General features: G+C 43.9%; 12 protein-coding genes. 7 read left to right on the top strand and 5 right to left on the bottom strand.

Annotation, left to right across the window (positions count from 1 at the left end):
* Positions 1 to 21: 21 nt before the first annotated feature.
* The 3 genes from GQA99_RS07355 (at position 22) to GQA99_RS07365 (ending at position 2,981) form a co-directional block, all read left to right on the top strand.
* Positions 22 to 402, top strand: coding sequence for a DP-EP family protein (locus tag GQA99_RS07355; protein WP_160053250.1), 381 nt, complete (start codon positions 22 to 24; stop codon positions 400 to 402).
* Positions 403 to 575: 173 nt separating this feature from the next.
* Positions 576 to 1,340, top strand: coding sequence for a DP-EP family protein (locus GQA99_RS07360; protein WP_160053251.1), 765 nt, complete (start codon positions 576 to 578; stop codon positions 1,338 to 1,340).
* A 537-nt stretch (positions 1,341 to 1,877) separates the two neighbouring features.
* On the top strand, positions 1,878 to 2,981 hold the full coding sequence (locus GQA99_RS07365) for a sensor domain-containing diguanylate cyclase (RefSeq protein WP_189386241.1): 1,104 nt from the start codon (positions 1,878 to 1,880) through the stop codon (positions 2,979 to 2,981).
* Positions 2,982 to 3,003: 22 nt separating this feature from the next.
* On the opposite strand, the gene GQA99_RS07370 is transcribed toward GQA99_RS07365, so the two are convergent.
* On the bottom strand, positions 3,004 to 4,161 hold the full coding sequence (locus GQA99_RS07370) for an alkane 1-monooxygenase (protein WP_160053252.1): 1,158 nt from the start codon (positions 4,159 to 4,161) through the stop codon (positions 3,004 to 3,006).
* Between the two features lie 10 nt (positions 4,162 to 4,171).
* On the bottom strand, positions 4,172 to 4,501 hold the full coding sequence (locus GQA99_RS07375; RefSeq protein WP_160053253.1) for a 2Fe-2S iron-sulfur cluster-binding protein: 330 nt from the start codon (positions 4,499 to 4,501) through the stop codon (positions 4,172 to 4,174).
* A 153-nt stretch (positions 4,502 to 4,654) separates the two neighbouring features.
* On the opposite strand from GQA99_RS07375, the gene GQA99_RS07380 reads away from it, so the two are divergent.
* Positions 4,655 to 5,665, top strand: a complete 1,011-nt coding sequence (locus GQA99_RS07380) for an AraC family transcriptional regulator (RefSeq protein ID WP_160053254.1) — start codon at positions 4,655 to 4,657, stop codon at positions 5,663 to 5,665.
* 35 nt (positions 5,666 to 5,700) lie between these two features.
* Here the strand turns inward: GQA99_RS07380 and GQA99_RS07385 are convergent, their stop codons facing one another.
* Positions 5,701 to 6,582, bottom strand: coding sequence for a bile acid:sodium symporter family protein (locus GQA99_RS07385; protein ID WP_160053255.1), 882 nt, complete (start codon positions 6,580 to 6,582; stop codon positions 5,701 to 5,703).
* A 259-nt stretch (positions 6,583 to 6,841) separates the two neighbouring features.
* On the bottom strand, positions 6,842 to 7,651 hold the full coding sequence (locus tag GQA99_RS07390) for a class II aldolase/adducin family protein (RefSeq protein WP_160053256.1): 810 nt from the start codon (positions 7,649 to 7,651) through the stop codon (positions 6,842 to 6,844).
* Between the two features lie 92 nt (positions 7,652 to 7,743).
* On the opposite strand from GQA99_RS07390, the gene GQA99_RS07395 reads away from it, so the two are divergent.
* The 3 genes from GQA99_RS07395 to fdhF all read left to right on the top strand — a co-directional run bounded on the left by GQA99_RS07395 (position 7,744) and on the right by fdhF (position 14,139).
* Entirely contained in the window at positions 7,744 to 8,673 is a 930-nt protein-coding gene (locus tag GQA99_RS07395) for a LysR family transcriptional regulator (protein ID WP_160053257.1), read from the top strand.
* Between the two features lie 91 nt (positions 8,674 to 8,764).
* Positions 8,765 to 9,481, top strand: coding sequence for an oxidative stress defense protein (locus GQA99_RS07400; RefSeq protein WP_160053258.1), 717 nt, complete (start codon positions 8,765 to 8,767; stop codon positions 9,479 to 9,481).
* Positions 9,482 to 9,915: 434 nt separating this feature from the next.
* The gene (gene fdhF / locus GQA99_RS07405; RefSeq protein ID WP_160053285.1) at positions 9,916 to 14,139 is read left to right on the top strand and encodes a formate dehydrogenase subunit alpha; all 4,224 of its coding nucleotides are present in this window, start codon (positions 9,916 to 9,918) and stop codon (positions 14,137 to 14,139) included.
* 112 nt (positions 14,140 to 14,251) lie between these two features.
* Here fdhF and GQA99_RS07410 read toward each other — a convergent pair whose 3' ends face one another.
* The gene (locus GQA99_RS07410; protein WP_160053259.1) at positions 14,252 to 14,473 is read right to left on the bottom strand and encodes a hypothetical protein; all 222 of its coding nucleotides are present in this window, start codon (positions 14,471 to 14,473) and stop codon (positions 14,252 to 14,254) included.
* Positions 14,474 to 14,560 lie beyond the last annotated feature (87 nt).

Below are 14,560 nucleotides of genomic sequence, written 5' to 3' on the forward strand. Positions count from 1 at the left end.
AACCAAAGTATGGAGAATATAATGTCAAACACTCAAGGCCAAGCAACGTTTTTTAATCTCACTATCACCCTAAACGACAAAGATGTACCAGTATTTACTTACACCAACCTAGATGGCACAGATGTATGTGGCAATGTCGTCGTTAACCAATACAGCACCATTTCTTACCAGCTAATTGATAAAACCGGTAAAGGGCTAAAATTTGTTGGTGCGGCCTTCACCACACCTTTTGATAAAATTATTGATGCGATAACCATTAGCAGCGATGGCACATTAATTCAATTAACCGATTTAGATGAAACCCCAGGCAATACCGGTTTTCAGTTTGTGTTGTCAAACACCTGTAATAGCTTGCAGATGCTCAGCCCTGACCCACAAATTGTCAATCACCCAAATCATTAAACAAACAAACAAACAACTAACTGAAGAAGCTCAGACTTGCCCTGAGCTTTTATCTTGTCCAGCATAATTAAAATAACCAATAATTAAACCTTGATAAAACGGCGTGTGTAATCCATTAACACACGGCGAATTATTAGTTTAAAAAGTGAATTTATAATTTAAAAGGATTAAGTATGAAACGTTCTATCTCTAGGGTGTTTGCTGCCATACTATGTGCCTCATCAATGATTAGCCAAGCGGCGACACAACAAGAAATCGATTTAGCACTGGCACCGGTTAAAAATAATGCACAACTGCAAGTGATATTAAGCGACGCGTCAGCGTTAGATGCCCTCGAAGATAATTTACCCCTCTTCCTCAACAGCGTAACCTATACACAGCAAGGCGCTCACGACGGGATTCATTTTGACCAAAGCGTGCTAGAAGATAATCTAACCGTAACTGAAATTTATAAAATTCTGGCATTATTTGGTCAACAAACCAACATAGCCCAATATCAAGGTGCCGAAGTCGTTAACGATACTGACCGTTTATTATTAGACATATCCACTTCAGCATTACCATACTGTGAAGCAGCCAGCCCAATCGACCTAAGTGTAATTATGGACAGCAGCAAACAAGCGCTATTCAGCTACGCTCAAAATAACGTTGCTTGCGATGGCAACGTTGAACTAACCGAAAACACTACCATCACGTATCAACTGGTCAACACCGCTGAATCGCCACAAGGGTTACGCTTAACGGGTGCAGGCTTTGCCAACCCGTTCGACGCGCATATCGAAACAGTCACCGTTAGCGAAGACGGCCAAGCAATATACTTACAAAATAATATCCAAAATACTGGTGTTAGCAAGTTCCAATTCATTTTCGCCTCTGATGAAAATACCTTATTGTTACTCAGTCCAGATCCACAAGTTATCAATCGTCCAGAAAATTAATTTTCTTGATCAAGAAAGCTCAGGGATTTTCCTGAGCTTTCAGTTATCGATAAACGGCAAAATAGTTTACCGTAACATCTCAAGAACACTCACATCGGCCCACCCATTAACACACTCGAACACGATAAAACGAGCTCAATAACGAACAACTTTATTGCACAAAACTCAGTCTAAAAATAAATCCATACAGCTTTACGCTTGTAGCAAACACATTTCGAATCAGTAATCATTAACCCTAAAAAAACGCTATAAATCCCAACGTTTAACCAGCCGATGAGCACACCAAACAGACCATTTCCACTTATAAATGGATAGATGCTCTATCAACCAAAACCCAAATACCAAACAAAACTTCACCCTCAAACAGCAAACACCAGTGAATACGAACAAATTCACACAATAAGAATCCACTTTAAAAACTATTAAATCAACAAGTTAAAAGCAGAAGATTACCGAAAGGTTAAAAATCGCTATTACTAATAGAGTGTTTGACATCAACAAGGGGTTACCAATACCAAACGCTTAAGGGAATGCACCATGTTTACCAATGATAAATTAACTGAACTCAATGACACGATTTCTCGTGTGACAAAACTCACTGACTCATTTGCACAATTCCCTGGTGTAATAAAACAAACTGCGTCGACAACCTCAGGGGGGAATGCCCAGTCAAATACACCTCTACGTGCCACAGAAAACAGCCAAGGTATAACTGCAGCTAACCTACAAATTAGCACCTTGCTCAATGTGATTACGGCAATTTCAGAAGCGATTTTTGTGATTAACTCCGCAGGTGTGATTGAGATGATTAATCCGTTAGGCGCTAAATTATTCGGTGCCCCTGCCGAAATGTTAATCGGTCAAACCTGGACCGATTATCTGCAAAGTCCTTTCAAAGATGAGTATCAATCTTTATTTACCTTATGGAATAGCGCCAGTAATGAAGCCAATAAAGTGACTCAGTTTAATCATGGCCCTAAAGAAATTGTCATTAATCGCGCCGACAGTACGCTACTTGAAGCAGACTTATCCTTGTCATGTTTACCATCGATGCAGATAGGATCTGAACCATTATTTATTGGCATCATGCATAATCTCACCACCCATAAAGCCGAGTACAACAAACTGCGCCACTTAGCCCATACCGACAAATTAACCGGCCTTGCCAATCGTCACGCTTTTGATGATGCCCTGCAAACTAACTGGAACGACAGCATTAACCATGACCAACCGCTGTGTTTAATCATTATCGATGTCGATTTCTTTAAAATGTTTAATGACCAATATGGCCATGTTAACGGCGATAAATGTTTGCAAAAAATTGCTCAAGTACTGACAGAGGTTCTCCCCTCTAACAATGCCATGGCTGCCCGATTTGGCGGTGAAGAGTTTGTGGTCATTTTACCTAACAGTAATCCGCTCATTGCGGAATATATTGCAAGACAAATTCAACAAAGGGTTAATCAGTTAACCTTTACCGATATAGGATTACCTGCACAAACCAAAATCAGTGTTAGTCAGGGCATTGCCTGTGAACGCAGTGGCCAATATCGCACCCCAACCGCACTGATATGTGCTGCCGACACGGCACTTTATCGCGCTAAATCAAGTGGCCGTAACCGCATCAATATGAGTAGTTAATAGACAGCCACTCAATAAACCATTATTTGCACGCTTGGTATGCTGCTATCTTACTTTTTTGATTAGCTTGCTGGGCCATATGATATTCAGCTGGCGTAGCAAAGTGTGCATCCCAATGCTGTAATTTAGGCAGCATAAGTCGATGCCATAGTGGCGGAATGAGGGTTAAGACAAAGGTGCTAAGGTATCCACCAATCATTTGTGGTGCATCGGGATAAGGTGCTAATTGATGATAAGGCAGTTGCCCTTGAGCATGGTGATGAGAGTGCCGGGTTAAGTTAAACATGGCCCACGAGCTTACTCGCTTATTGGTATTCCAGGAGTGATGGGGTTTTACTGGCGAATTAAGTTCGCGAACCAAACCATAATGCTCCATGTAATTGACGATCTCTAAGGTCGCTTTAGCCCATAATGCCATTAATACAAAAAAGCTTAACCCTTGCCAACCCGCAAGCCAAAATACCCACATCATAATAGCTAAGCTCATGGCGTAGCCTCGTAATGCTTTATTGTGCCAACGCCACACCGCAAGCTGTTTACGCACTAGCCTTTGCTGCTCAATGTGCCACGCACTTATATTGCCCTTAATGGTCGAAATAATAATATGGGCGTATACACTACGACCTCGAGGTGCGGTCGCTGGATCGTTTAAGGTACTAACGTATTTATGATGGCCATACACATGTTCAATAGCAAAATTTGCATCAAAACTAAATGCTAACAACCAACGCCCAATCAATAATGACACAGGGTCCCAAGTGCGATGCGTTAGCTCATGGCCAGTAATGGTTGCCATTACTCCAACCACTAAGCCTAAGTAAACCACCATCACACCATATTGAAATACACTCGTATTTTGACGCGCTTGCAAGGCATCATAGCCAGTTAAACTGCTTATCCATGCACCATATTGCCCGATATCTTGACTGGCAAACTGCCAGCAACACACAAACACCAATATCACGGTTAAAGGCAATGCCAACCATAACTGCCACGTCAATAAAGCCGGAAATCGATAGCTTGGTGTGTGCACGTCGTCACCAAATAAAATATCGCCACCTAAATAAACGGCAACCCAAATAGCAAACCCCATACTGATGTACGACTCACCTAAGGTAATACTGACAATGGCAATCAACGCCATAAGGTGAAACGACATAAATTTAAGATACTTAAACATGGCTGCCTCCTCACTCTTGCGGCTCATCAGCTAACTGGCGCTGACGCAGATTAACCTTAATATTAACAGCAGATTTAGGCACGCTTTGACAGGCCAAAATCATGCCTTGAGCTATGGCCTTAGCTGACAATACATAAGCACTGTCGGTTAATTGCTTAACCTCACCAGACACTAACTGGCACCGACAAGCGCCACAACTGCCTACCTGGCAATGATGAGGAAAAGCAATATCGGCTGCCAATGCCGAGGCTAAAACGGTTTGTTTTACGCTGGCTTGCTCAACCACGAGGGTGTCATTAATGGTTAAGCTCACAGCTTTAGCGGTAAACATTGACAACATAAGTAATCCTTTAAAGGTTAAAGGGTCACTTTACGTCAGCAGACAAAATAGAAAAGAGGGATAAATAGACATAAAGGGGTCATTAATAGACAAGCACCGACAAATCCGTTACAACTGATGAATAGGATTGATATAAAGATTGATAAGGATGCTATGCAACCACTGCCGATTTTTTATTTAAACCAAGTTTATCAACAACTGCGTCAGTGGGGCTGTGATGTTAACATTTGGTTGGTGCATAACGGCATCACACTTGAGCAATTACAAGATCCACACTATCAAGTGAGTTTTGATGATTATCAACGCCTCATAAACTCTGCCATTCATCTTTGCGCCAAACCAGAGCTCGGCTTGCATGTCGGCAATCGCATAGGCATTAACACTCATGGCATGATGGGTTTCGCCATGCTTAACAGCAGCACACTTAAACAAGCTATTGATACATTGAAGCAGTTTATTAACACCCGCACGCCACTGGTTAAGATTAATACCCACGAAACGGCCAACACTACGGTTGTTACCCTTGAAGAAATACACCCGCTGGGAATAATACGGCAACCCTATATGGATGCATTGCTGGTGACGATTGCCAAATTGCTACAACAACTCATGCCGCAATTCACGCTGCTATCGACGCCGTTATGCCAAGTAAACCTAAGCTTTGCAGCGCCCACTTATTGGCAACAATACGCGGAATTATTTCAGGTGCCGGTGCATTTTAATCAAGCCAACACCCAGTTAATATTAACTCAAGCATCAATGACGCAACCGCTTGATATGGCCGACCCGAGTTCGTTTATGCAAGCCAAACAATGGTGTATTAACGAACTTGAGCAACTTAACGGCCAACAGGGTTTAAGTGATAAGGTGTATCAATATTTACTCCAAAGCCCAATACCATTACCAAGCTTAAGTGACACGGCGGCGCATTTTCACATGACGCCCCGTACGGTACATCGCCATTTAAGCCAACAACAAAGTAGCTATAAGCAAATTGTCGCGTCGGTAAATCACCATATTTCGAAGCAATACTTGTCACAAACCAGTGGCAGTATTAAACAGTTAGCTTATCAATTGGGCTACGTTGATGTGGCTAATTTTCGGCGGGCATTTAAACGCTGGCAAGGCGCAACACCCAGTGAATATCGCCAACAACAAACCTAGGGTGTGTGTATTATATTAATGTACTAATAAGCTGATTAGTTAGGCTGAGCGCTGTTATGTTGCTTTTGTGTATAACTAGCATAAGCAATGAGCAACCCTGCACCAGCATACATGGTTAAACTGTACACGCCAGCAACCACAGCATAGCTGGGCATTTGCAATAAACTGATGCAAATGAGCATCGCCATGGTTGAGTTTTGCAAACCAATTTCAATCGCCAGAGTTAAGCCATCTTTATGTGTCAGTTTTAATAGCTTGGCACTCACCACGCCAATGAACATGGCACCAAAGTTTAGCAATAAGCAGGCAATAAATACCTCGTTAAAGGCTTCAACAATAATGGCATGCTCTTGAATGACAACCCCAGTTATCATCAATAACAAAAACACTAATGCAAACCGCCTAAAGTACACTTCAACCTTAATGGCCCACTCACGATAATAACCGCGTACAACCATGCCAAACACAATGGGCAGCAGCGTTATCACTAACAAGCCTAAAGAAATGCTACTGAGCGACACATCAATGGGAGCACCATTGGCAAAATAGCCAACCGCAAATTGAATCACAAAAGGAGCGGTAAACACACATACGATACTGCTGATGGCGGTCAGACTCACCGACAAGGCTAAATTGGCTTTAGCTAAATGGCTTACAACATTAGAGGTTGTCCCCCCAGGGCATGCCGCCAAAATCATCAAACCTATCGCCATGGGTGTCGATAACTTCATGGCTAAACAAATACCCAACGCGAGTAAAGGCAGTGCAATAATTTGCCCCACAAACCCAGTAATAATAGGCGCAGGAGTTTGCCAAAGGCGTAAAAAATCAAAGCGCGTTAAGCTTAACCCCATACCAAACATGATAAAGGCGAGCGCAAGCGGCAGCAGTATTTCGGTAATAATCGAACCTGTCATAGATGCATCCTTGCTCGCTAAGCCAAACGGCTTAGCGAGAGTGGTATTAAGCTAGAGACTAATCTAACCTGAGCTCGGGATAATAAACGCCTTTCAAACAGTCCTTTGCCCTGCTAAATGCGTTGAATCGACTGACAATAGGCTAGCTATTGACGCGTCAATTCGCCTTGTTAGCAGAACAAATGACAAGCTTGAAAGTGAGAAGGGATAAAATGTTGATTTTAAATAGTATAAATTCATCCCTTATCCCAAGTTCAGGTTAATCTAAAAAGCTGTTGTCTTGTGCTAGAACCACTTGATACATAGGTTGGAAGTTGCCCCAGGTCACGAGATCGGAGCCATTCATTTGGCGGGTTTTGGTGGCAATGTCATGGCCGATAAGTTTAAGTTCGCCAGCCGCTTGTGCCAGTAATTGACTGTGACAACAACTGTCTAGCATGACAAAATTTGCTGTCGCGGCATCAACAGATTTACCCACGGTTAATAAACCATGATTTTGTAAAATAACCGCGGCATGACCTTGCAGAGCATCCGCAATCATATCGCCTTCAGACAAGTCAGCCACCACGCCGGTAAAGGTGTCAAATACGCTGTGGTTTTCATAAAACATACAGGCATCTTGCGATATGGGTTTTAGTAACTCGCCAAGCGAGGAAAAAGCACGGCCGTAGGTTGTATGAGCATGGGCAACCGCATTCACATCTGGGCGAGCATGATGAATACGAGAATGAATCGCAAATGCGGCATTATTAATGGGGTGTTTACCTTCCATAATGTTGCCTTTATGGTCCACACGAACCAAATCTGACGCTCTGATTTTTGAGAAATGTACCGCCAATGGATTAACCCAAAAGGTTTCTGGGTCAATACAATCTCGCAAGGTAATGTGGCCTGCTAAGCCTTCGTCAAACCGGTAATGAGCAAACACTCTAAACGCAGCGGCTAAACGCTGTTTTTCATATTGTTGTTGCTGTTGCTTAGAGTCAAATTTAGGCGGTAATGGCATTGGGTATTTATCGGTACCGATAGTCATTTTTTTAATTTGTAATGCTTCTTGTGATGTTGTCATGTTGAGTCTACTTTTTATTGGTTTAGTTTGACTTTAATTTAACCAAGCCTAAAATTAATTCAAATGATACTAAATCATAGATAACTATTAATATGCTGCATAGTAAGATAGACCTTAACTTATTCCTCATCATGACGACTGTTTATCAACAAGGCAGCATTACCGGCGCCGCAGCTAAACTGCATTTAACGCAGCCCGCAGTCAGTCATGCCATTGCCCGTTTACGCAGCAAGTTTAACGACCCATTATTTGTTCGCCATGGCCGAAAAATGGTGCCTACCCCCTTGTGCCAAAAAATCATTCCCGATGTGTTACAAGCAATGGATTTACTCGAGCACACCATATCAACGCCCGCCAATTTTGATATTCAGCAACACAAACGAGAAATAAAACTCGGATTACGCGATATTTTAGAGTCGATGTTTTTTCCCGTTTTGGTGCCCGATTTACTCAATAATACGCCAAATCTGACCTTAAACAGCCGTCAAATAAAACGTACTGAACTCGAACCCTCTTTGGCACAACAAACCTTAGACATTGTGATTGATGTGCTTATGCCCACCCACAAAGACATTTGCAGCAGCTTAATTTGCCATGAGTCATTTTCACTGGTGTGTCGACAAGATCACCCCATATTGCAGCACCTCACGCTGGACAATTACGCCAACGCATCACATGCATTAGTCAGTTTAAAAGACTTTACCATCGACACCGTCGACATGGCGCTAGCGACTCAAGGCATTACCCGCAATATTGCTTTGCGCTGCGAGCACTACTTTGCCGCCATCAATGTGGTGAGCCAATCTGACATGATAATGACCATGCCAAGCAGCTATGCCATGTTGTTGCTGCAACAATCGATGCCTATTGTGGTATCGCCCTTACCGTTTGAAGTACCCAATCTTGCTGTGCACATGTATTGGCATAAACAAGCCGATGACGATCCGGTTAACCAATGGATAAGGCAAAAGCTGCTTGATATTTCAGCGCAGATTTTCCATACACCCACTGCAAATAAATAATAAAACCCTTTTTAGGTTTTGCCACGTTTACACTCAGACCCACTTTACCAGTGTAAAAACAGTATTGAGTTAATCACTAGCGGAGTTATTAATGAATAAACTATTACTTAACAGCCTCATTTCAAGTACATTTTTTGCCTTAACTGCCACCAGCAGTTTAGCGACAGTGCAAGCGGCCGAATTAAGCTTTGCCCACATTGAAACCGTAGGCACCAGTACCATTGAAGCAAAAGCCGACATGGCGATTATTAGCGTTGCGGTATCAATTGAAGCGGCCAATGCAAAGTCGGCCAAAGATGAAGCCGACGAAGCAGTGAGCCAGTTTAGACAGCGTTTACTTGAGGCAGGTATTAATAAAAAGCACATTCAAACCGCCAATTTACAGCTCAATCCACAATATCGATATGTACAAAATGAGCCAAGAGTACTCACGGGCTATAGCGCAAACAGACAAATCACCGTCACAGTAATGGACCTTAATATGCTCAACGAACTGCTAGACAGCGCGTTAGTAGAAGGCGTTAATCAGGTCAATAATATTGAGCTTAAATCGAGTAAAGAAGCCGACATGATGGCTCAAGCTCGCCAGGCTGCCATTAAAGATGCCAAACAAAAAGCTGAATCATTAGCCAAAGGATTTGGTGAGCAAGTGGCCGGGGTATGGCAGGTGAGATATTTTCCAACTCAAGCTCATCAGCCAGAAATGTACCGCGCCAGCATGAAAATGAATGCCGACGTGGCGCAAACTTATCAACAAGGCCAAGTGATTGTTAGCGACAGAGTCGAAGCAATATTTAGGCTTAAGTAACCCAAGTTCGGGTTAGTAAACCAAAGTAACTTGAACAGACAGAACTAACGGGCCGAGCCCGTTAGTTCTGTCTGTGCCTGTTTAAACAATACAAACCAACCATTTTACTGTCCATAATCATAAACAATGGCGAAAAAAAAGCATTTCAACAGGTCTTACCTCCTCCATTTTTATGTTCATAACGCAATGTTTACTATGCAATAAATTTAAACATGCTTTTTAATTACTACAAAAATGATCTAAATCACGTCTGAACATCCCCTAGCCAATTAAACTGAACTTATCAACAGTGGGTGCAGAAACAACACCAAGGTTATCAAACGCAATCTGCAGAGCAGCATAATCCACGCTAAACAAACTCCGCTTTTTGCAGTGATACCCGCATGTCGTCCAGCTTGTACGCCCCATCTAATGCAGACTTAAAAGGCCTTGTAATGATTAACATCACCATAGACGGCGTCCCCCTATCACTACCCCAGGCAGATAGCTTACTCAAAGCCGCCACAGATGCCGGTATTAACATCCCTAGCTTGTGTGACTTTTCCCACAATCAAGCCAAACAGCAATGTAACTTGTGCCAGGTACAAATCAAAAATCATGATGGTAGTTTACGCTGTGCTCGTGCATGTGAAACCGCTCTAGAAACAGGCTTAGATGTGATTACCCAGTCGAGCTATTTAAGTAAAGTGCGCCAGCAAGCACTGAACGACATCTTAAGCGACCACTTTGCCGACTGTGAAGCACCATGCCAAACAGCCTGTCCAGCAGGTGTAGATGTGCAATCTTATCTTTACCACATTGGTAAAGGTGACCATCACGAAGCCGTTAAAGTTATCAAACAAACCTTGCCTTTACCCTTATCGATTGGCCGTGTATGCCCTGCATTTTGTGAAGCAGAATGTCGCCGAGGACTGGTAGATGAACCTGTCGCCATTAGGCAGCTAAAGCGTCACGCTGCTGATTTAGACTTACACGACTTAGAGTCATATGTACCGCCAAAAGCGCCTGCAACTAACAAGCGCATCGCTATTATTGGCAGCGGTCCTGCAGGCTTAACCGCTGGGTATTACCTGTCAAATAATGGCCACGATGTCACCATCATGGAGTCTGCCCCAAAAGCCGGTGGTTGGTTACGTTATGGTATTCCCGAGTACCGTTTACCTAAAGCAATTTTAGATAAAGAAATTGAACTACTGACTCGCAATGGCCTTAAGATTAAAACGGGTTGTGCATTGGGCCGCGATACTAACTTAACCGAGTTAGTGGCTAATTATGATGCGGTATGTCTAGCGATTGGCGCGCAAAAAGCTGTGCCAATGAACTACCCAGGCAGCGACTTACAAGGCTGCTATTTAGGTGTCGATTACTTACGCGATTATTGCACCGACAAAAAGTTAATCACGGGTAAAAAAGTGGCTGTCATTGGTGGCGGTAATACCGCTATCGATTGTGCCCGCACCGCACTAAGAGATGGCGCCGATGTCACCTTAATCTATCGCCGTGCCCGCGAAGACATGCCCGCCGAACCCTACGAAATCCATGAGGCTGAAGTTGAAGGGGTTAAGTTTCATTTTCTCACAAATCCAATTGAAAACCACAGCGACAATCAGGGCCGTGTCAGCTCTATCACCTTTGCCAAAATGGCATTGGGTGAGCCTGACTCCTCTGGTCGACGTTCGCCTAAAGCCACTGGCGAAACCTTTGAAGAAGCATTCGACACCGTGATCCCTGCGGTATCTCAACAAGTCGATTTAGACTTTTTAGAACAACCCGGAAATCAAATAGACACAGGCCACATAGCACTCAGCCGCTGGCACACGTTCTTGGGGTGCGAGCAAACCATGTCTGCTGGGGTTGAAAAACTGTTTGTTATTGGTGATTCACGCACCGGCCCTGGCACAGCTGTAGCCGCGGTTGCTGATGGTCGCAAAGCCGCTGAAGCCATTGAAGGTTTACTTAAAGAAGGCTTAACCTGTCATTTAGAACCACAACAATTTAACTCACGCAAAGCCAAAAAAACTGCCTCGTTAGCGGCAAACACATACCCCGAATTATACCCAGACACCGCCAAACGTCCGCGTTTAAAAATGCCCGAGCTCAACCAGCTCACACGCACGGTTAACTTTGCAGAAGTTGAACTCGGCTTTAAACCAGACAAAGCAATGCAAGAAGCAATGCGCTGCCTAGAATGTGCCTGCCAGGCCAACACCGACTGCAAATTACGCGACTATGCCACCGAATATAAAGTCGATAGCAATAGTATTGAACAGCCCCGCGCCCGTAAATTTAAAGTCGATAATAGCGCCCCGTTTATCACCTTTGATGCCAATCGTTGCATCAGTTGCGGTGCCTGTGTTGAAGCTTGCCACCAGCAAAGTGGTCATAATGTGATTAGTTTTGCGCCCAATAGTTACCAAGCACTCCCCGATGCAGCAGGCACAACAGACAGTCGCCGAAATGCACCGCGTGTCGGCTTTAGCGCATCAATGAACGACAGTGATTGTGTGCAGTGTGGTAACTGTGTGCAAGTGTGCCCAACAGGCGCATTAGTCGACGCCAGAGATAAAACCCAAGGCACACACCGAGCGCTAACCAAAACCTCAACGGTGTGCACTTATTGTGGTGTCGGTTGCCGGGTTGAGTTACATGTTGATCAAACCAAAAACCGCGTTATGCGCGTCACTGGCGACAGCGATTCACTGGTTAATGAAGGGATGCTATGCGTAAAAGGTCGCTCTGGTTTTGACTTTTTAAACAGCCCTAAGCGTCTTACCACACCGTTAATCCGTAAAAATGGCCAGTTACAGCCGGCAAGCTGGAGCGAAGCAATTAACTACATTGCCGAGCAACTTAAGCCCATTAAAGAGGCCGCTGGGCCAAGTAAATTTGCCGCGTTATCGTCTGCTAAATGCACCAACGAAGAAAACTATTTAATGCAAAAGTTTACCCGCAGCATTATGGGTACTAACAGCATCGATCACTGCGCAAGATTGTGTCATTCGTCATCGGTTGCAGGCTTATTCGATACCATTGGCGGCGGCGCAATGACCAATGATATTCCAAGCATAAAAGAGTCTGATGTTATTTTTATTATCGGCTCAGATACCACCAGCGCTCACCCAATTATTGCCTCGCACATTAAACGTGCAGTCAGCCAACATGGTGCGCGCTTAATTGTCGCAGACCCTAAAAAAACCACCATAGCAGACAGCGCCACGCTCTATGTCTCCCATAAACCCGGCACGGACGTGATGCTGCTCAACGCTATCATGCAGCAAATTATTCTCAATAATTGGCAAGACCAAGATTACATTGATAATCGGGTTGAATATTACGAATTGCTTAAGCAAGAAGTACTCAAACCTGCTTACAATCTAAAAAATGCTGCGTTACTTACCGGAGTCAGTGCTGAAGACATTGCCGCGATGGCAAAAATGATTGGTACCGCAACTAAAACGGCCTTGTACTATGCAATGGGGATCACCCAACATACTACCGGCTATGACAACGTGGTTTCGACCTCTAATTTACAATTACTCTGTGGCAACATCGGCGTGGTCGGCGGCGGATTAAACCCACTGCGTGGCCAAAGCAACGTGCAAGGCGCCTGTGATATGGGCGCGTTACCCGATTTTTATCCGGGTTATCAAAAAATCAATAACCCAGACAACAACGCCAAATTTGCCCATGCATGGGGTAACAGCTCATTGCCTGCAACTCCCGGCTATGCCGCAACAGAAATTATGCATGCAATTGTCAAAAATAAAATCGATGCCTTGTATATATTGGGTGAAAACCCAGTGCTGAGCGACCCAGATCAGGCCCATGTGATAGCCGCACTTAAAAAAATTAACTTTATGGTCGTGCAAGATATTTTCTTAACCGAAACCGCCCAAATGGCACATGTGGTACTGCCTGCCAGCGCCTTTGCAGAAAAACAAGGGCACTTCACCAACACCGAACGCCGAGTACAACAGCTTCGGGTGGCATTAACCCCACCAGGTGATGCAATGGTCGACTGGAAGGTCATCCAAATGATCGCCAATAAACTCGATGCCAACTGGCAATATCAAAGTGCCAACGATATTTGGCAAGAAATCAACCAGGTTACCCCACAGTATCAAGGCTTAACCTGGGAGCGTCTTGAGCATAAAGTGGATGGTTTACAGTGGCCATGTTTTGATGAAAACCATCCCGGCACACCGGTTTTACATAGCGAAACCTTTTTACGCGGTAAAGGCCGAATGATCCCTGTCAGTTATCTATTCCCGGCTGAAATGCCTGATAGCGATTACCCACTGATCTTGTCTACAGGGCGTTTATTGGAGCAGTTCCATACCGGTACCATGACCCGAAAAACCCCTGAGCTTGATATTAAAGGGGCGCCAAGAGTAATGATTTCGGTATATGATGCCGAGCAACTTGGGGTGAATAACGGTGATATGTTAACCCTCAGTACACGCCGAGGCACCATTGAAATCGCGGCTTTTGTCACTAAACGAGCGCAAGTCGGGGTATTATTTTTACCCTTCCACTTTGCCGAATCTGCCGCGAACAAACTGACGATTAATGCATTAGATCCCATTGCCAAAATCCCTGAGTTTAAGGTGTGTTCAGTTAAAGCGGAAAAGTCACAACAAACGCTTACAGTGGCATAGCTTTAATGAGAAGTCGTAGTCGTATCTGCCGCTAAAACCAAAATGCCTCGTCTTAATTAGACGAGGCATTTTGTATCACGTGACCGTTAATCATTATGTAAACGATTAGCGATTATCCATTAACCACTGTTGGTGCGATCTCGATATCTTTTTTAAGCACAAGCACAACAAGGTAAACCAACCCTAAAATAGGCACTATCGATAATCCTGCGCCAATCACACCGGCTAAGATCGGCGATTGTGTTTTACGACGACCTAAGTAATAACAAATACAGCCCATCACTAATGCAAAAACAATAATCAACTGGCCGACCAAGGTTGCATTAAAATCCATTTACCCTCTCCTAATTAATAGTTCGATATAACGCCATAACGTTCATCATTCAAACGCATTTAACAACAATGTTACATCCATATATTA

Origin of the sequence: Shewanella litoralis (assembly GCF_009828585.1) — a bacterium.
GTDB classification, from domain to species: domain Bacteria; phylum Pseudomonadota; class Gammaproteobacteria; order Enterobacterales; family Shewanellaceae; genus Shewanella; species Shewanella litoralis.

Excerpts from the sequence above, each read along its gene's own strand:
- GQA99_RS07395 (WP_160053257.1), top strand. The coding sequence starts at position 7,744 with ATGCTGCATAGTAAGATAGACCTTAACTTATTCCTCATCATGACGACT.
- GQA99_RS07355 (WP_160053250.1), top strand. The coding sequence starts at position 22 with ATGTCAAACACTCAAGGCCAAGCAACGTTTTTTAATCTCACTATCACC.
- GQA99_RS07410 (WP_160053259.1), bottom strand. The coding sequence starts at position 14,473 with ATGGATTTTAATGCAACCTTGGTCGGCCAGTTGATTATTGTTTTTGCA.
- GQA99_RS07400 (WP_160053258.1), top strand. The coding sequence starts at position 8,765 with ATGAATAAACTATTACTTAACAGCCTCATTTCAAGTACATTTTTTGCC.
- GQA99_RS07375 (WP_160053253.1), bottom strand. The coding sequence starts at position 4,501 with ATGTTGTCAATGTTTACCGCTAAAGCTGTGAGCTTAACCATTAATGAC.
- GQA99_RS07365 (WP_189386241.1), top strand. The coding sequence starts at position 1,878 with ATGTTTACCAATGATAAATTAACTGAACTCAATGACACGATTTCTCGT.
- fdhF (WP_160053285.1), top strand. The coding sequence starts at position 9,916 with ATGATTAACATCACCATAGACGGCGTCCCCCTATCACTACCCCAGGCA.
- GQA99_RS07360 (WP_160053251.1), top strand. The coding sequence starts at position 576 with ATGAAACGTTCTATCTCTAGGGTGTTTGCTGCCATACTATGTGCCTCA.
- GQA99_RS07385 (WP_160053255.1), bottom strand. The coding sequence starts at position 6,582 with ATGACAGGTTCGATTATTACCGAAATACTGCTGCCGCTTGCGCTCGCC.
- GQA99_RS07370 (WP_160053252.1), bottom strand. The coding sequence starts at position 4,161 with ATGTTTAAGTATCTTAAATTTATGTCGTTTCACCTTATGGCGTTGATT.
- GQA99_RS07380 (WP_160053254.1), top strand. The coding sequence starts at position 4,655 with ATGCAACCACTGCCGATTTTTTATTTAAACCAAGTTTATCAACAACTG.
- GQA99_RS07390 (WP_160053256.1), bottom strand. The coding sequence starts at position 7,651 with ATGACAACATCACAAGAAGCATTACAAATTAAAAAAATGACTATCGGT.